This is a genomic window from Halorubrum hochsteinianum, from assembly GCF_023702125.1.
GTDB lineage: Archaea > Halobacteriota > Halobacteria > Halobacteriales > Haloferacaceae > Halorubrum > Halorubrum hochsteinianum.
Genome location: NZ_CP098415.1, coordinates 607192 through 623196 on the forward strand (window position 1 = coordinate 607192; position 16005 = coordinate 623196).

The following is a 16005-nucleotide window of genomic DNA, read 5'->3' on the forward strand; positions in this document are numbered from 1 at the left end:
TTATCAGAGGCAACCGCGTACGGCCGAGCGCCTTGGGCTTCGACGGTCGTGGTCGTAGCGGTCGTCGTTTCGACCCACCTGGATTCCGCCGACGGCGTCCTCGGTGACGGCTACAGCGTATGAGCCTACACCGCGAACAGCCGCTCGGCGTCCTCCGCCTGCCGACGGTAGATCCCCCTGCCTTTCAGCCGCGGGACCTCGTGGCGGTGGAGCCGCTCCGCCTCGACGTCGTACACGAGGGGGAACACGTTCGTCCGCCGCTTCGCGACCGTGAACCCGGTCATCGCGTCGAGCAGCGACGCGTCCGGGTCCGGGACCGCGAACGTCACGTAGCCGATCGGCGTCGGCGACTCGCCGCCGTCCGTCCGTTCCGGACGGGGATCGACCCGGTCGGCGAGCGCATCGCGGAGCGACGCGGCCGTCTCGGCGAGCGTCTCCGCGTCCGCGTCCGGGGCCGCGACGACGGCGGCCAGCACCGCGACCGCGCCGAGCGAGTCGTCCGTCTCGCGGGTCGCCCACAGGCGGTCGAACTCTCCGGTCCGCTCGTCGACCGCCTCGAAGCCGTGTGTACGCCGGTTCGCGGCGACCGCGTCCCGGTACTGGGGTAGCTCCATACAGGCCGTACGACGTACATGGTAAAAAATGACACACATGGGAGGCCGCGGGCCGCGGGCTGCGGGCCACAGATCGTGTCACTACCCAACAGGAATATCACTCGCCGAGTCCTGTACGACCCATGAATCCGACGCGACGGCGCTACCTCCGCGGCGTGGGCGGGATCGGCGGAGCCGCCGGTCTCGCCGGTTGCGTCTCCGACCCGCCCGGAGACGACGGCGGCCCCGGTGACGACGAGGACGGGGACAACAGTTCCGGGGGCGATACCGGCGGCACCCGTCCCGGCGGCACCGGCGGTCCGGGCGTCGGTATCGTCTCGACCGACGGCGACGTCGATCTGCCGGTCGACTTCGGCGTCGAGGTCGTCAGGGAGGCGGCGACGACCGAGTACCCGCCTCGGCTCCGAACGACGCTCGCGAACGCGAGCGACCGGCGGGTCCGGGTCGGCGAGGGGCGGGGCGTCCACTTCGAGTACGTCGGCGACGACTCCGGGGCGCTCACGTTCCTGCCCGGCGACGTGGAGGCGCGGACCGAGCCGGACTGCTGGCGGCTCACCGACAGCATCGCCGTGACCGAGGAGTACCGGACGTTCGAACTCGGGGCGGGCGAGTCGCGGAGTCGGGAGATCGACCTGTACGCGACCCCCGCGGACACCGACGCCTGCCTCCCGGTCGGCGAGTACCGGTTCGAGACGACCGTTTCGATCGTCTCCGACGACGGCGAACCGCAGGCGTCGGCCGAGTGGGGGTTCTCCGTCGCGCTGGAGTGAGAAGGGGGCCGCTCGTCGCCGCGTTCGGCGACCGAGACGCGCGGCTCGAAGGGTCGGGGTCGCGGGATAGTCCCGGGCGGATTCGAACCGCGAAGACTCGAATCCTCTCGTCTTCTGGGTTCGAATCCGCTGGGCGTACGCGTCGCTCGCGGCGTTGCTCGCGACAGAAGTAGTCCCGGGCGGATTCGAACCGCGGTCACTCCGCTTCGCTCCGTTCCCTGCTTCGAATCCGTGGTCGGGACTATTCGTCCTCACTCCGTTCGGAGAATAGTCCCGGGCGGATTCGAACCGCCGTCAATGGCTGACTTCGGGCATCCGACCGTACGACGCGGTCGAACTCCCTCCAAAGGCCATTATGATTGGCCACTACACCACGGGACTACGATGCCGGCTAACCGGCGGGCACTCAAGTAGGTTACTCTCTCCGGGCGCTGAGCGGGATCGCCCGCCGCTCGCCGACTACGCCCCCTCCTCGATCCGGTCGAACCGCTGCTCGAAGTTCTCCCGGCAGGAGCCGCAACAGAAGTGGTACAGCGTCCCGTCGATCCGGGCCGACTCCCCCTCGGCGGTGACGGTGTTGCCGCACTCGACGCACTCGACCGCGAGGTCCGCGTCGCCGACGGCCGGCGACCACTCGTGGGCGTCGATCGGTCGCACCGACAACTCGCGGACGGCGTCTAACCCGACCGCGTCGTCGACGAGGTCGCGGGCGGTCCCCTCCTCGACCCGCGCCGCGACCGTCACCTCGCCGTCGGCCGTGAGGAACGCGTGCTCGACGCGCTCGTGGGCCGCGACCGCCTCGTGGACCCGGTCGGCGTCGGCGGGCGCGACGGACAGCGTCGCGAGGACGGAGAGCCCGTCCGAGAGCGCGTCGCCGTCGATCCGGAGCGTGAACCCCTCTATCACGCCCACCTCGCGGAGGCGGTCGACCCGGTCCGACACCGCGGGCGCTGAGAGGTCCACGCGCTCGGCGATGTCGCTGTACGGACGCCTCGCGTCGGCCAACAGCAGCCGGAGTATCTCTCGGTCCGTCTCGTCGAGGGTGCGCATGACCGGCCGTTCGGCCGGCGCGGCAAAAAGGCGTCCGGGCGAGGCGAGTCGGGACGGGTCCGGGAAAGCGGTCGGCCGCGGGGGCGACGAAAAGGCAGTTGTGTCCGCGGTGCCAACGTCGGAGCATGACGACGATAGGCGTCGACGGCATGTCGTGTACGGGCTGTGAGGACAACGTGACCGACGCGCTCGGCGAACTGCCGGGCGTCGAGTCGGCGAGCGCCGACCACGAGGCCGGCACCGCGACCGTCGAGGGCGACGTGGATATCGACGCCGTCGTGGCCGCCATCGAGGAGGCGGGCTACGAGGCGACGGCGTAGGGGACGCAGCGTCGGCGACCGCGGCGGCGACACGCGTTCACGGACGCACTCCTTTTCACTTCGGTTGCGGTCGCGGAGACGCGGACGCCGTACCGGAGCCCGAAGACAGCGGCGGGGACGAGGACCGGAAGGGGAGCGGCCGCGACCGCGCGGCCGGCCGACCGGACGCCGTCGCGGTCGCTTCAGCGGGTGTCGTCGGCCGCGTTCTCGTCACCGGGCCCGGGACCGTCGTCGCGGTCCGGCTCGGAGGCCGCGTCCGCGTCTGGCGACTCGGACCCGATCGCGTCGCGGACCCAGTTCATCACCGAGCCGTCGTCCTCGGCGGTGTCGGGGGTATCGCTGGGTGCGGAGTCGCCGGCGGAGCCGGAGGTATCGGCCGAGGGGGAATCGCCGGCGGAGCCGACGTCTCCGGCGGAACTCGGACCGTCGTCGGCGTGGTTGTCGTCTCGCCCGATCGCAGCGCCGTCCGGTTCGCCCCCGGCGTCGCCGCCCGATCCGGTCGGGGCCGGCGGGCGATAGGTGTAGACGAACTCGCCGGAGACGGCGTGAAACGCGCCGGTCCGCGGATCCTCCACGACGCCGGTGTCGTTGTCGATCGCGAAGTCGACGAGGTCCCGGAGCGACCCCGCCTCGGCGGTCGGCCGGTCGTGGACCGACTCGGGCAGTCGGAACGTCGTGATCCACTCGTCGAACTCCGAGCGGTCGTCGCGGTACGAGAGGTACTCGCGCTCGGCCGGCGCGAGCGCGAGGTCGAACTCCCGGGTCGCGTACCCGATCCCCCCGGCTCCGAGGAGACCGACGAGCAGGAGGAGCGGCCCGCCGAACGACCGGAGCGCGCCGTAGCTCCGCTCGACTGTCACCCGCTCGGTCCGCGAGGTCGTGTCGGACTGAACGCCCGGCTCGCTGACCGAGTAGGTGTCGCCGCCGTGCGTGAGCGTCATGTCGAGCGTCTGCGTCGACGCCGTGGGGACCCCGCCGACCCGCCCGTCGACCGCGACCTCGGTCGTGACGAACGTCTCCGTCTCGCCGGGCGAGGCACCGAGCTGCTCTTCGATCGACGCCACCCGGCCGTCGATCGCCGTGCTGTTGAGCGCGAAGGAGGCGTTCACCGTCTCGCCGGGGGCGACGTCCGAGACGGTCTCGGACGCCAGCGGTTCCGTCTCGCGCCAGTAGACGGTGTCCCCCTCGCCGACGTTGCGGATCACGAGCGTGGAGCCGACCTCGACCGTCACGTTCTCGGCGCTGGAGGCCGCATACGTCGTCGCCACGTCCACGTCCAGCTCCGGCGCGATCCGCGTGAAGTACGTGTCGCGCCCGTCGAGCACCGACCCCGTCGCGAAGACGGCGTTCGGTTCCGTCACCGTCGCGCTGTGGCGGTACTCGCTCTCGACGGTCAGCGACGAGACCGTGCGGCTCTCCTCGGTCGTGCCGGGGTCGACGTGCGTGGTGTACACGAGCCCCGCCCCGACCGCGGCGAGGAGGAGACAGGCGACGAGGATCGCGGTGGACTGTGCGTTCAGGACGGCGCGGAGTCGGAGTCGACTCTCGGAAGGGGCTGAAGACATGTGTTACCTGTAGAGTTCGCGGAGGACGCGTCTGTGAAGCGGGGGGCGCTCTCGGGAGTCGCGCGACCGGATCCGGGCGGGCTCGCCGCGCAGCAGCAGCAGCCCGACCCCGACGATGCCGCCGCCGAGCAGGCCGTTTATCGCCGCGAGCGGTGCCCACGGGTGGACCCCGTACAGCTCGTCGACGACGCCGGGAGGCAACACGGCGAGGTAGCGGTGTTCGGCGACGAACAGCCGGTAGTACCCGGTCTCGTCGGGCGCGGACAGGGTCACGGTCGTCGACGCCTCGCCCCGACTGCCGACCGAGAGCCGCTGCGGGTCGACGTCGACGCCCGGGGTCGCCGGCGTGACGTACGCGTACACGGGCACGAGCCCGGCGTTGGGGACGACGTACTCGATCTGCTGGCTCGTCCCGCTCTCGATGACGGTCGGGTTCTCCGACTCGAACTCGGCGCTCACGACGCCGTACTCCTGTGTCCCGCCCGGCACGACCATCGCGGCCGTCGCGGTCGCCATCAGCACCAGCGCCAGCACGGCGAGGATCGCCAGCACCGAGGTGCCGTCGTCGCGCGACCGGTCGCGCGACTCGCGGTCCCGAGAGCCGGCGTTGAGGTACCAGTCGACCGCGTACGCGACGATCGACGCGCCGAACACGATGTACGCCAGCCCCTGTGTCCCCTGGAGCGACCGGACGCCGAACGTCACCGCCAACCGCGTCTGGACGGCGTCGAGCGCGGACTGGAACCCCATGGCTGCGGTGCCGAGGTGCGGGATCACGACGACGCTCCCACCGACCTGGAGCGCCTTCGCGACCACGTCCGCGTCCTGGACGATCGGCTCGCCCCCGTCCTGATCGGTGAACGGGTTGTTGTCCCCGCGGGTGACGTAGCCGCGTTCGGTCTCCTCGACCACCCGGTGGGTCGTCAGCCCGCCGCCCTGTATCTCCTCGGCGTTGAACGTCACGACGTCGCCGGTCCCGATGCCGCCGGCGATCTGGGCCGGGATCGCCACGAACCCGTCTCCCGGATCGAGCGTCGGCTGCATGCTCCCGGTCTCGACGTAGCTGAGGAGGATCGGCTGGCCGAGAAACTGGCCGACGACGAGCGAGACGACGACCAGCACCGCGGCCGCCTGAAGGGTCACGGACAGCGTTCGTTTGACGGACATTGTGTCGGACTCGGTCGGGCGACGATCCCGCGCGTTACCGCCGGGACCCGGTTCCTGTCGCGCAGGCGTCAGGTAACCCGTCGATCGCTCAACGGCGGCGTGTCCTAATAAGTTCGTGGGTGGAGGCGAGTCCGGTCGGTTGCGGGCGACGGTCCGCCGTCGAACGGTCTCGGGGCGGGACTACTCGTCGAAGACGCCGCCCGCGAGCAGCGCGAACGGGCCGATGAAGCCGAGACAGAACCCGAGCAAGTGGACGTACAGGTTCACGACGCTGCCCCCGCCGGAGGGGTCGGCTGGGAACCCGACGACGGGGTAGCCGACCGCGACCACCGCGCCGACGACGAGCAGGTCCCCGTGCCCGGGACGCGACGCGACGGATTTCGCCGCCTGCCTGAGCGACCGCGGGAGTCGGAGGTCGCTGCTGGCCGCGTACAGCACCGCGAGGAGCGCGTCCGCGACGCCGATCGCCAGCCCCGCGATCCCGTACCCCTCGGTCGAGACGGGGAGGGCGAGGAGGGCGATCCAGCCGACGAGCGCGAAGAAGACGGCCGGCAGCGCCGCGACCGACGCGCTCGGCGCGAACCGGTCGCGAGCGTAACAGTACCACAGGACCGGGAGCAGTCCCGAGAGCGCCATGTTGACGCCGGAGAAGCCGAAGCCGACGGCGTCGCGCGGGACGGCGAGGTTCAGCGCGGACAGCGCGAACGGGAGGGCACCGAGGTAGGTGACGAACGCCGTGAAGAAGAGTCGACGGCGGCCGCTCAGGGACGCGAGCGCGTAGCCGACCCCCGCCAACAGCGCGTAGCCGGCGAGGTTCCCGAGGAGGTGGTCGCTCCCGAGGTGGACGTAGTGGGCCGTGAACGCCGAGAGGAGGGTCGGGTCCGCGTACGCGAACGCTAGCGAGCGCCGAGTCGCCTCCGGCAGCGAGAAGACGGCGACGAGGACGACCGGCGGGAGACAGAGCGCGATGAGGTCGGCGACGCGAGCGCGGGCCGCCAGCTCGTCGGCGAAGGCCGCGTACCCGGACCGGGCGTCCCCGTTCCCGTTCGGGTGGGAGCCGTCGCTCCCGCCGCGTCCGGCGGCCGGGCGGTCCGCCTCCGACGAGAGGTCGGTCACGGGACCCGGTTGTCCGACGTCGGGTTAATCGCTGTCGGCCGACGATCCAGTCGTGATAACCGCTCCGCGACCCGGTGGGCGGCCGGACCGCTCCGAGTGGAACCGGACATCACGACCTCGGCATCCGCCGGACGAGCGCGACGCCGGCGAGCGTCACGACGAGGAGGATCACGAGTCCGGCGACGTTCGAGAGATCGATCCCGCTCGGCTCCTCCGTCGGACCGCCTCCGTCCTCCGAGCCGTCGCTCGGCGGGTCGGACGCGCCGTCGTCGCCGACGGACGCGCTCCCCTCGCCCGTCCCGTCGCCGCTCGGGTCGCCGACCACGAGCGTGCCGGCGGGCGTCCCGTCCACCGCGAGGTCGTACGCGCCGGCCGCCTCGAAGGAAGTCTCGAACGCGACGACCGTCGTCTCGTCCGGGGCGAGGGCGACCCGTTCCGTCGCGACCGGGTCGCCGTCGGCGGTGAGCGTGACCGGCCGCTCGCCGTCCGCGCCGCCCTCGTTCGCGACCGTCGCGCGCACCGCGACGGAGTCGCCGGGGTCGACGGCGTCGCGGTCGAGCGAGGCGCTCGTCGGCCGGAACACCGGCCGCTCCGTCGCCACGGCGAACACCGAGAAGTCGTCGGTCGTCGCGGTGAGGTGGACCCGGTCCTCGGGGAGGCCGCGGATGTCCCGGACCGCGGGGTCGACGCGCTCGGTCGGCAGCCGCTCCCAGCCGTCGGGCTCGGCCTCGGACCGGCGGTACAGCGAGACGTCCGCCGGGTCCGCGCCCGTCTCGTTCAGGTACGCGCGGTCGACGCTGAACCCGAACCGGAGCCCGGACACCTCCTCGGTCGTGAAGGAGTGGTTCAGCTCGAAGTACGCCTCGGGTCGCGCCCCGCGGGAGTCGGTCAGCGGGCCGGCGCTCGCGAACGGCTCCGGCGAGCCGACGGTCTCGAAGGCGACGTCGCTCCCGTCGGCGCTCTCGACCCGCACGCGGTCGAGCGTCGCGTACGCCGAGAGCCGCATCCGCCCGGCGTCGAAGGTCGTTCCCTCGCCCGCGGGCAGGTCGCGCCCCTCGAACTCGCGGCGGTCGGTCGCGAGTTCCCGGACCGTGGTGCTCGCACCGCCGCTACCGTCGTCGTTATCGGTCGCCGTCTCCCCGACAGACTCTGGCTCGGCGACCTCCGCGCGGATGTCGAAGTCGTCGCCGTCTAGCGTGGTCCCCGCCGCCGCGCCGTGCGTGTCGACGCGGAGCCCGACCGCGACCGTCTCGTTCGGACCGAGCGTGACGTTGTTCGACCGACCCTCGATCGAGCGCCCGTCGGCCACGAAGGTGACGTTCTCTTCGGCGTGGTCGATCCAGACGCGGGCGTACTCGTCGGCGGTGTAGGTGATCTCGAAGACGCCGTCAGCGGACGCGAGCGCGTCGGGGTTGACGCCCTCGAAGTCGGGGCCGAGGTTCGGGTTTGACGCGGAGACATCGACGACGATCTCGTCGTCGTTCAGGTATGCGTAGTTCCCGTTGGGACCGTCCGCCGGCTGGACCGCGAGGCGCTCCTCAGCGAACCTGTCGGCCGGACCGTCGACGACCGCCGCGCCCGTGGCGAAGGCGAGAGCAGTCGCTGCGGCCGCGAGCAGCACGATCGCTATTGCGGTCCGGCGGGCGGTCGGCATTACTGTGTTACGTGCTGATTATGTCTACAGGGATTTTGTATTGTGGTGCTTGATTCGCCGAAGGGAGCACCTGCTCAGGGGGATGGCCGTGATCGTGGCTCGCTCCAGAGAACAAGCGCCGACAAAGATTTCATCCGCCTACAGCGCCGTGGAGGGCAGTGACTTCCTCGTCGATCAGCACTCAAGTGTAGATCCAAACGTCGTCGACATCCCTCTCGAGATTCCGGTAGTCATAGTGATAGATCATGTCAAACGTGGAATCCGGGTCGTTGATCGCGGCATTATCCGAGAACTCCGTCGTTCCGAACCGGGCACCCATCAGCGTAGAACCGGAGTTTGTTATTGGTAGCATCATGACACCAGCATAGTAGTGCCAGCCGTCATTTTAGATTGATTCGCTCTGGGAAGCCCACTGGCGGAATCGAACTGCTACCACGGTACCGCTACGGTACCGTAGTATACCAGAAATTGGGTAGTAGTCAGCTTGATCGTATTCTATGACTCTTGGTCCGATACCTCTCCGACAATAGTCAAGGTGAGATTATAATCACCCGTACTCACCTCGGTGGTATCGATTTGAACTCCGACTTTGAGTTCGTCACCAACACTAAGGCTACTATATGGGTTCCTCTCGGTAAGCAGATTCCCGTTTTTTACATTGAACAGGCCGATCACAGGGTCACTTGGCTCAGGATCCTGTGTTGAGTAGATATCGACTGCCTGCGTCCCTTGATTAGTGATCCGCAGGAGGCCGTCCGAATCATCTTCATCAGGCTCGCTGGAGAAGCGCGTAACTGCGTTGGCGTTGACCCCGTCTGGATCTTGCGGATTAAGATCACTCTCTTGGATCCCGGGGAAGTCAAGTTCTACTGTATCACCGGCTGAGCTACGGTTCACGCTCCCCTCTGCATCCAATTTGAGGAACGCGTCGCTGTCCTGTACAACGCCAACAGTCAGGCTTCGTTCAGCTTGGACCGACGTGAACGCCCCGGACCCGATAGTCATAGCTCCTCCAAAGGTGGTTGCGCCGAGTCCTAAGACGAATTTACGTCGTTTCATTTGTTTTAGTTTCCTCAACAGGGGTTAGCTCGCCGAAAGCACCCGTGTTGGAATCTATTTAGGGCTTGTACCTGTTGAGTTCCTCTTTGTTTGCTGCGGCTATGATCGTGATGGTGTCGATATCGTTAATTACGTCACCGAAGTTTTCGGTCTTGTTAGAGTTGAAATAGAACCCCATGCCGGCAGATTCCCCTGCTGGAAGCTTGTCACCGTCGTAGCTACCAGCTGCTCGGGCAAAGTCGTAATCATCATCCCCGCTGATACCGAACTGCTGTAATGCCGCGACATCCGTACCGGTCTTTCCGTCACTGTCCTCAATTTTAACCGTCACATAGACCGGCTGTGTGCCGTTGTTGGTGATAAGAAGAACGTCTTCAATATTCACCATAGCTTCGTCATTCAGACCGGTACTAGAAGCCTTATCCGTGGAAGTGAAATCCAGCGACACGGTGCCTTCACTAACTGATGCGTATTCCCCGTTCCCGTCGGTATTCGAGTATTTACCATCGCCTTCGGGAACCTCGGAACTGTCAGACGGGAACGGCTCGATACCAACGTACGCGCTTGCGTCACCAGCAGCTTCGACTGTGATATCACGCTCTGCCTGTACGCTCGAGAACGCCCCAGTACCAACCGCAGCCGCGCTACCTGAAGCCAATGCGCCCAGTCCGGCGAGGAACTTGCGTCGGTTTGCCATAGTTGTGTAACCTCGTTTTAGTCCGCACACGACCCACGGGCCGCCGACGCGGGACATCCCGCGTCACCCGGGGTCGCTCTACTACACCCATGGGGCCTATCCCATATTGTAATGAATTTCCAGAAACACTTCCGGGGGTCGCTGAACGAGCGGGGGGAGGGTTCTACCCTGGCCTGAAACCGGGTCGATCCGCGTTCAGGTGGTGCCTGAAGCGCGATAATCACCCGTGGAAGGTGATTTTTCCGACGAGTGAAATACGAAAATACGTTCTTATATTCTGATACGAGACCCGTCGATCGGTTGGTGTCATAAACCTCAGAATCGTTGAATCAAGTTTATCCGTCTCTCTTCCTGCGTTTTCACCGATCTCGATCGGGTTAGTTCCGAACCGTTCGCGCGATCCGAAAGTATCCGAACGCTATCACTACCGGAGCGTTTATGTTGATTGGATCATATGTTTCTGACAAGAAATGGCGTCGGTACAACAGGTCGGGCACGGAGGGGCCGAACCGGCGACAGACATCTCGGAGGACGAATTATACAAGGTGTTAGCGAACCAGCGCCGACGGTTCGCGGTCCATCTGCTGAAGGGCGAATCGGGGGGAAGCGTCGAGATCGGGGAGATGGCGGAGCAGATCGCGGCCTGGGAGAACGACGTCGACGTCGCGGAGATCACCGGCAGCGACCGCAAGCGCGTGTACACCGCGCTCCAGCAGTCGCACCTGCCGAAGATGGACGACGCGGGCGTCGTCGAGTTCAACAAGGACCGCGGCGTCGTCGAGCCGACGCCCGCCTTGGAGGACGTGGACGTGTACATGGACGTGGTCGAGGGCAGCGAGATCCCGTGGAGCCAGTACTATCTCGGGCTCTCGGGGGTCGCGACCGCGCTCACCGCCGCGGTGTGGCTCGGCGCGTGGCCGTTCGCGCTGCTCCCCGAGATGGCGTGGACGGTCGCGATCGTCGTCGCGTTCGCGTTCTCGGCGGTCACCCACCACTACTACACCGCCGAGATGCGGGTCGGCGGCGACGGCGACCCGCCGGAGCTGAACTGACGTGCGGTCGCCGACGGGCGATCCGGACGCGACAGGGAGCGAAGCGAGGAACCCCACACTATGACCGGATCACGTCGCAATCGGGTCGTTCAGGGAGTGCCAGAACCGGTTCCGGCACCGGATAATTATACCGACGGGATGCGTACTGCTGGCATAGGACCGACCACAGCCGTGAGCGAGTCCGACCCATGAAACGACGACAGCTCGTCCTCCTGCTCGGCGGCGGTAGCGCGGCGGCCGCGAGCGCCGGGACCGGCGCGTTCTCCAGCGTCAGCGCCGACCGCGAGGTGAGCGTGAACGTCGTGGAAGACGAGAAGGCGTATCTCGGAATCGAGGGGCACCCAGACGACGAGGGGGGCCTCCAGATCAAAAACCAGTTTGCTGGAGCGCTCTCTCTGGATCTGACCGCGACGGTGGTAGGGCCGGACGGCGAGTACGAGGCCGAGGTCGAGACTGAAAGGGACGACGGTGAAATCGAGATCGAAGTTGAAATCGAATCCGATGACGGTGGCGGCTCTGGCTTCGAACGCGTCGATATCGGCCTCGGTCAGAGAGCCGTCGTGAACGTCGATTTCGAAGGAAGCGAGTCGGTTGATCTCGAACTCTCGTTCTCCGGAACGGTTGCTGACGGGGGAGCGACCGTCGATAAGACGCGGAAGTACACGGTCAGCGGGGGAGACGACGAAGATGGAGAGGGGGCGGTCGGAGGGAGTTCGGAGGTGGCGTCAGACGTTACCATGGTCAAGTTCTTCGGCAGCGGCGACAAGGTACGAATCCTCACGACCGAGAACAGTGGTGGGGGTGGCGGAACGACCGGTGTCGTCGACGCGAAACTGTACTGTGAGGTCAACGACAGCGTGACCTCAAACGACGAGTTCGAATCGGTACACGTGAACACGGATCTGTATCCGGATGCGTTCGACGAGAGTCTGACTGGCGACATTGTCGGTGTCGAGATAGCGGAGTTCGACGGAGTCTTCGTAGCGCCGGAAAACGGTGGAGGTAGGGTTGAGCCGAGCGAGACGGAAACGGAGCCGTTCTGGAACTGACTGTCTCGCGACGCCGTTCAGATGCTCTTTTGTATCCCCCGACCACAACTCCGGACATGGACGACCACTCCCACGAACCCGACCCGGACAAGCGCGTGACCGCCCCGATGCAGGCGTTCGGGAGTCGAGAGGTCGGCATCGGCGCGGCCGTCACGCTCGTCGGACTGCTGCTCGCGTACGCCGTCCCGTTCCTCGCGACCTTCTGAACGCCGCCGCTCGCCGTGTCTTCGAGAACTCTGACCGCCGCCAGCCGCGGCTCTGTTACCGCGGGTACCACGCGAGCGGGTGGTCGGCGGTGAGTTCGACCGTGACGGGCTCGTTGAGCCCGAACTCCTCGACGTGGTTGTGGAGGCAGTGGACCGTGTCACCGGACTCCAACTCGACCCGGTAGACGAACGAGGGACCGACGTACTGCCGCGAAACGATGACCCCGTCCGCCAGCTCGGGGCTCGCGGGCGTCGCGCGGAGGTCGTCGGGCCGCACTAAGACGTCGACGGGCGCGCCGTCGTAGACGGTGTCGTACCCCTCCAGTGTCACGGCGTCGAACCGGCCGATCCCGGTCTCGACCTGCTCGTCGCGGAGCTCCCCTTCGAGGAACGACGCCCGGCCGAGGAAGGAGGCGACGAACTTCGACTCGGGGCGTTCGAAGACGGTCTCGGGACTGCCGACCTGCTCGATGGTTCCGTCGTTCATGACGGCGACGCGGTCAGAGATGGACATCGCCTCCTCCTGATCGTGAGTGACGGAGATCGCGGTGACGCCGGCCTCCTTCAGGATGCGGCGGACCTCCTCGCGCATCTCCACCCGGAGGCGGACGTCGAGGTTCGAGAACGGCTCGTCCAAGAGGAGCACCTCCGGTTCGGGCGCGAGCGACCGCGCGAGGGCGACGCGCTGCTTCTGGCCGCCGGAGAGCTGGTCGGGGGTCTTCTCGCCGTGATCGCTCATCTCGACGAGTTCGAGCAGCTCGTCGACGCGCGCCTCGCTCTCGGCGGCGTCGGCGTCGGTCAGCCCGAACGCGATGTTCTCGCGGACGGAGAGGTGCGGGAACAGCGCGAAGTTCTGGAAGACGATGCCCACGTCGCGTCGCTCCGGCGGGACGAACGAGCCGTCGCCGGCGACCACGTCGCCGTCGAGCGAGATCCGGCCCTCGGTCGGCTCTTCGAGGCCCGCGATGGTGCGGAGCGTCGTCGTCTTGCCGCAGCCGGAGGGGCCGAGAAACGTCAGCAGCTCGCCGGACTGGACGTCGAGCGAGACGTCGTCGACGGCGGTTTCCGGACCGAACGACTTCGTGACGCCCGACAGCGACAACACCGGGTCCGCGACGGCGTCGTCCGCGTCGTCGGACGCGGCGGTCGCCCGGCGATCGGGCGCGGCGTCCTCCGACTCGACCGAGCGCGTCGTCCCGACTGGTTCAGTGGATGCCATCGATGAGGGGCGGGCACCGGGCGACCGGCGTCCCGCGGTTGCCGCCACATACTTTAGGAGTACCTAAAAGCGTATCGCTCGCTCTCGCGCCGTCGAAATCGGGAGATTCGAGGCCACGTCGTCCCCGGAATCGTGGCGGTTCGACCGCGCCGCGACCGCTCAGGCGAGTTCTCGGTCGATCACGTCGCGGTGGTCGCGGACCGCGTCGGCCGAGAGCGCGACCGACTCGTCGTCCACCGCGAGCGAGAGCGCGCCGTCCGTCGTCACGGACCCGATCCGGAAGACGGGGAGGTCGCCCGCGACGGCCGCGACCGCCTCGGGGTCGGTCGTCTGGACCAGGAGCCGGCCCGGCGTCTCGTCGAAGGCGGCGACCCGGTCCGGCAGGGTCGCGTCGACGCCCGCCTCGTCGGTCACGAGTTCAGCGAGCGCGACCGCGAGCCCGCCCTCGCTCACGTCGTGGGCCGCGAGCGTCGACTCGTGGCGGGCGGCCGCCGCGAGCGACGCGACGAGGCCGCCGAGGCCGTCGGCCGCACCGGAGTCGTCGGGCAGCGTCGGGAACCGGTCGCTCCCGCCGGCGTGCGCGAGGTACTCGGAGCCGCCGAGGGCGTCCCCGCCGGCCCCGACGAGCAGCAGTTCGGAGTCGGCCGCGCGCTCGGCGTCGAGGGCGGCCGGCGGGGCCGCGTACCCCCGCCTCGTGCCCAGCACCGCGAGCGTCGGCGTCGGCGGAATCGGCCCCTCGACGCTGTCGTTGTACAGCGAGACGTTGCCGCCGACGACGGGCGCGTCGAGCGCCGCGCAGGCGTCCGCCAGCCCGTCGACGATCCCCTCGAACGCGCCGTACACGTTCGGCTTCTCTGGGTTGCCGCCGTTGAGGCAGTCGACCGCGGCCAGCGGGACCGCGCCGGTCGCGGCGAGGTTCGTCGCGTTCTCCAACGCGACCGCGCGAGCGCCCTCGTACGGCGCGACCGCGGTCCACTTCGGGTTCGCGCCGGACGAGAGCGCGAGCCCGACGCCGTCGGCGTCGCCGGAGCCGTCGCCCGCTCCGGTCCCGTTCTCCGTCTCCCGCATCGCGAGCAGCGCGGCGTCGTCGCCGGGCTTGACCGCGGTGCGCGTGCCGACCTCGTGGTCGTACTGGCGGTACACCCAGCGCTTGCTCGCGGTCGAGGGGGCCGAGAGGACGGCCGCGACCGCCTCGTCGAGCGGCGGCTCGTCGTCCGGCAGGTCGCGGTCGGGCTGGCTCGGCGGCTCGCTCGCGAGGTCGTTCATCGGCGCGCCGTCGGCGAGGAACTCGGCGGGCGCGTCGACGACGGTCTCTGACTCGCCGTCGTCGCCCGCGAACTCGCAGACGTAGTTGCCGTCGGTCACCTCGCCGATGACCGAGCAGCCGAGGTCGAACCGCTCGGCGAGGTCGCGGACGCGCTCGACGTCCTCGGGCGCGACCTCGTAACACATCCGCTCCTGGCTCTCGGCGAGCAGGATCTCGGTGGCGTTCATGTTCGGCTCGCGCTGGTGGACGGCGTCGAGGTCGATGCGCGCGCCGAGCCCGCCCTTCGCGACGAGTTCGGAGGACGCGCCGCCGAGGCCGGCCGCGCCGAGGTCGCGGGCCGACAGGATCAGATCCTCGTCGACGAGCGCCTCGTTACACTCGATCAGCCGCTTCTCCGCGTAGGGGTCGCCGACCTGGACCGCGGGGCGGTCCTCGGTCTCCGCGTCCTCGGCGAGGTCCTCGCTGGCGAAGGACGCGCCGCCGAGCCCGTCGCGGCCGGTGCCGTTGCCGACCAAGACGAGCTTGTTGCCCGGTTCCTCGGCGGTCGCCGTCACCAGCCGGTCCTCGTTCGTGACGCCGACGCAGGCGACGTTGACGAGCGGGTTCCCCTCGTAGCCGGAGTGGAAGGCGACGCTGCCGCCGACGGTGGGGACGCCGATACAGTTACCGTAGTGGGAGATGCCCTCGACGACGCCCTCGAAGAGGTACCGCGAGCGCTCGCGGTCGAAGCCGCCGAAGTACAGCGAGTCGAGGAGTCCGATCGGGTACGCGCCCATGCTCATCGTGTCGCGGACGATGCCGCCGACGCCGGTGGCCGCCCCGTCGAACGGGTCGACGAAGGAGGGGTGGTTGTGGCTCTCGACGCCGAAGGTGACGTAGGTGTCGCCGTAGTCGTCGGCGTCGCGCTCGGCCGCGGGGGCGTCCGCCGCGTCGGGCTCGGGGAGCGCGAGGACCGCCGCGTCGTCGCCGGGGCCGACGACGACCTGGTCGCCCTCGCTGTCGAACGCCGACAGGAGCGGCCGCGAGGAGCGGTACGCGCAGTGCTCGCTCCAGAGGTTCTCGAACAGCGCGGCCTCGGCCGGTGTCGGCTCCCGACCGAGCTCCGCGACGACGAGCTCGTGGTCCGGGTCGGACAGACTCATTCACTTACGTGGTCACCGAGCCGGTTCTAATGCTTTTCTATACGCACGTTCGTGGTGA

Annotated in this window: 15 protein-coding genes and 1 tRNA gene; 5 read left to right on the top strand and 11 right to left on the bottom strand. The window is 68.3% G+C overall.

Annotation, left to right across the window (positions count from 1 at the left end; genetic code table 11):
* Positions 1 to 125: 125 nt before the first annotated feature.
* Positions 126 to 614: a hypothetical protein gene (locus NAF06_RS02985; RefSeq protein ID WP_008581929.1), complete on the bottom strand. Its 489-nt coding sequence runs from the start codon at positions 612 to 614 to the stop codon at positions 126 to 128.
* A 122-nt stretch (positions 615 to 736) separates the two neighbouring features.
* Here NAF06_RS02985 and NAF06_RS02990 point away from each other — a divergent pair, with 122 nt between their 5' ends.
* Positions 737 to 1384, top strand: coding sequence for a hypothetical protein (locus tag NAF06_RS02990; protein WP_008581930.1), 648 nt, complete (start codon positions 737 to 739; stop codon positions 1382 to 1384).
* 268 nt (positions 1385 to 1652) lie between these two features.
* Here the strand turns inward: NAF06_RS02990 and NAF06_RS02995 are convergent.
* Positions 1653 to 1765, bottom strand: a tRNA-Gln gene (locus NAF06_RS02995).
* Between the two features lie 78 nt (positions 1766 to 1843).
* On the bottom strand, positions 1844 to 2434 hold the full coding sequence (locus tag NAF06_RS03000) for a winged helix-turn-helix transcriptional regulator (RefSeq protein WP_008581933.1): 591 nt from the start codon (positions 2432 to 2434) through the stop codon (positions 1844 to 1846).
* Positions 2435 to 2559: 125 nt separating this feature from the next.
* Between NAF06_RS03000 and NAF06_RS03005 the strand changes: the two genes are divergently transcribed.
* Positions 2560 to 2754 carry a heavy-metal-associated domain-containing protein gene (locus NAF06_RS03005; RefSeq protein ID WP_008581935.1) on the top strand — a complete coding sequence of 65 codons (195 nt, stop codon included), beginning with the start codon at positions 2560 to 2562 and terminating at the stop codon, positions 2752 to 2754.
* Between the two features lie 182 nt (positions 2755 to 2936).
* Here NAF06_RS03005 and NAF06_RS03010 read toward each other — a convergent pair whose 3' ends face one another.
* The 6 genes from NAF06_RS03010 to NAF06_RS03035 form a co-directional block, all read right to left on the bottom strand.
* Positions 2937 to 4319, bottom strand: coding sequence for a DUF5305 domain-containing protein (locus NAF06_RS03010; RefSeq protein WP_008581937.1), 1383 nt, complete (start codon positions 4317 to 4319; stop codon positions 2937 to 2939).
* Positions 4320 to 4322: 3 nt separating this feature from the next.
* Complete coding sequence (locus NAF06_RS03015; RefSeq protein WP_008581939.1) at positions 4323 to 5486, bottom strand: signal peptidase I; 1164 nt, start codon at positions 5484 to 5486, stop codon at positions 4323 to 4325.
* A gap of 180 nt (positions 5487 to 5666) precedes the next feature.
* Complete coding sequence (locus tag NAF06_RS03020; RefSeq protein WP_008581941.1) at positions 5667 to 6602, bottom strand: hypothetical protein; 936 nt, start codon at positions 6600 to 6602, stop codon at positions 5667 to 5669.
* A 109-nt stretch (positions 6603 to 6711) separates the two neighbouring features.
* Entirely contained in the window at positions 6712 to 8256 is a 1545-nt protein-coding gene (locus NAF06_RS03025; protein ID WP_008581943.1) for a DUF1102 domain-containing protein, read from the bottom strand.
* Positions 8257 to 8751: 495 nt separating this feature from the next.
* Positions 8752 to 9261, bottom strand: coding sequence for a hypothetical protein (locus NAF06_RS03030; protein WP_152418729.1), 510 nt, complete (start codon positions 9259 to 9261; stop codon positions 8752 to 8754).
* A gap of 112 nt (positions 9262 to 9373) precedes the next feature.
* Positions 9374 to 10012 carry a hypothetical protein gene (locus tag NAF06_RS03035; RefSeq protein WP_152418730.1) on the bottom strand — a complete coding sequence of 213 codons (639 nt, stop codon included), beginning with the start codon at positions 10010 to 10012 and terminating at the stop codon, positions 9374 to 9376.
* A 470-nt stretch (positions 10013 to 10482) separates the two neighbouring features.
* On the opposite strand from NAF06_RS03035, the gene NAF06_RS03040 reads away from it, so the two are divergent.
* From NAF06_RS03040 to NAF06_RS03050, 3 genes are all read left to right on the top strand, one after another.
* The gene (locus NAF06_RS03040; protein WP_008581947.1) at positions 10483 to 11064 is read left to right on the top strand and encodes a DUF7344 domain-containing protein; all 582 of its coding nucleotides are present in this window, start codon (positions 10483 to 10485) and stop codon (positions 11062 to 11064) included.
* A gap of 188 nt (positions 11065 to 11252) precedes the next feature.
* Complete coding sequence (locus NAF06_RS03045; RefSeq protein ID WP_008581950.1) at positions 11253 to 12113, top strand: hypothetical protein; 861 nt, start codon at positions 11253 to 11255, stop codon at positions 12111 to 12113.
* A gap of 56 nt (positions 12114 to 12169) precedes the next feature.
* The gene (locus NAF06_RS03050) at positions 12170 to 12319 is read left to right on the top strand and encodes a DUF7550 family protein (protein ID WP_008581952.1); all 150 of its coding nucleotides are present in this window, start codon (positions 12170 to 12172) and stop codon (positions 12317 to 12319) included.
* A gap of 55 nt (positions 12320 to 12374) precedes the next feature.
* Here NAF06_RS03050 and NAF06_RS03055 read toward each other — a convergent pair whose 3' ends face one another.
* Both NAF06_RS03055 and purL read right to left on the bottom strand, forming a co-directional pair.
* On the bottom strand, positions 12375 to 13538 hold the full coding sequence (locus NAF06_RS03055) for an ABC transporter ATP-binding protein (RefSeq protein ID WP_008581954.1): 1164 nt from the start codon (positions 13536 to 13538) through the stop codon (positions 12375 to 12377).
* Positions 13539 to 13697: 159 nt separating this feature from the next.
* Positions 13698 to 15947 carry a phosphoribosylformylglycinamidine synthase subunit PurL gene (purL, locus tag NAF06_RS03060; RefSeq protein ID WP_251106179.1) on the bottom strand — a complete coding sequence of 750 codons (2250 nt, stop codon included), beginning with the start codon at positions 15945 to 15947 and terminating at the stop codon, positions 13698 to 13700.
* Positions 15948 to 16005 lie beyond the last annotated feature (58 nt).

What these genes read in the sequence shown, in the direction of transcription:
- NAF06_RS02985 (WP_008581929.1), bottom strand. Translation starts at nt 614, where the DNA reads ATGGAGCTACCCCAGTACCGGGACGCGGTCGCCGCGAACCGGCGTACA.
- NAF06_RS02990 (WP_008581930.1), top strand. Translation starts at nt 737, where the DNA reads ATGAATCCGACGCGACGGCGCTACCTCCGCGGCGTGGGCGGGATCGGC.
- NAF06_RS03000 (WP_008581933.1), bottom strand. Translation starts at nt 2,434, where the DNA reads ATGCGCACCCTCGACGAGACGGACCGAGAGATACTCCGGCTGCTGTTG.
- NAF06_RS03005 (WP_008581935.1), top strand. Translation starts at nt 2,560, where the DNA reads ATGACGACGATAGGCGTCGACGGCATGTCGTGTACGGGCTGTGAGGAC.
- NAF06_RS03010 (WP_008581937.1), bottom strand. Translation starts at nt 4,319, where the DNA reads ATGTCTTCAGCCCCTTCCGAGAGTCGACTCCGACTCCGCGCCGTCCTG.
- NAF06_RS03015 (WP_008581939.1), bottom strand. Translation starts at nt 5,486, where the DNA reads ATGTCCGTCAAACGAACGCTGTCCGTGACCCTTCAGGCGGCCGCGGTG.
- NAF06_RS03025 (WP_008581943.1), bottom strand. Translation starts at nt 8,256, where the DNA reads ATGCCGACCGCCCGCCGGACCGCAATAGCGATCGTGCTGCTCGCGGCC.
- NAF06_RS03030 (WP_152418729.1), bottom strand. Translation starts at nt 9,261, where the DNA reads ATGACTATCGGGTCCGGGGCGTTCACGTCGGTCCAAGCTGAACGAAGC.
- NAF06_RS03035 (WP_152418730.1), bottom strand. Translation starts at nt 10,012, where the DNA reads ATGGCAAACCGACGCAAGTTCCTCGCCGGACTGGGCGCATTGGCTTCA.
- NAF06_RS03040 (WP_008581947.1), top strand. Translation starts at nt 10,483, where the DNA reads ATGGCGTCGGTACAACAGGTCGGGCACGGAGGGGCCGAACCGGCGACA.
- NAF06_RS03045 (WP_008581950.1), top strand. Translation starts at nt 11,253, where the DNA reads ATGAAACGACGACAGCTCGTCCTCCTGCTCGGCGGCGGTAGCGCGGCG.
- NAF06_RS03050 (WP_008581952.1), top strand. Translation starts at nt 12,170, where the DNA reads ATGGACGACCACTCCCACGAACCCGACCCGGACAAGCGCGTGACCGCC.
- NAF06_RS03055 (WP_008581954.1), bottom strand. Translation starts at nt 13,538, where the DNA reads ATGGCATCCACTGAACCAGTCGGGACGACGCGCTCGGTCGAGTCGGAG.
- purL (WP_251106179.1), bottom strand. Translation starts at nt 15,947, where the DNA reads ATGAGTCTGTCCGACCCGGACCACGAGCTCGTCGTCGCGGAGCTCGGT.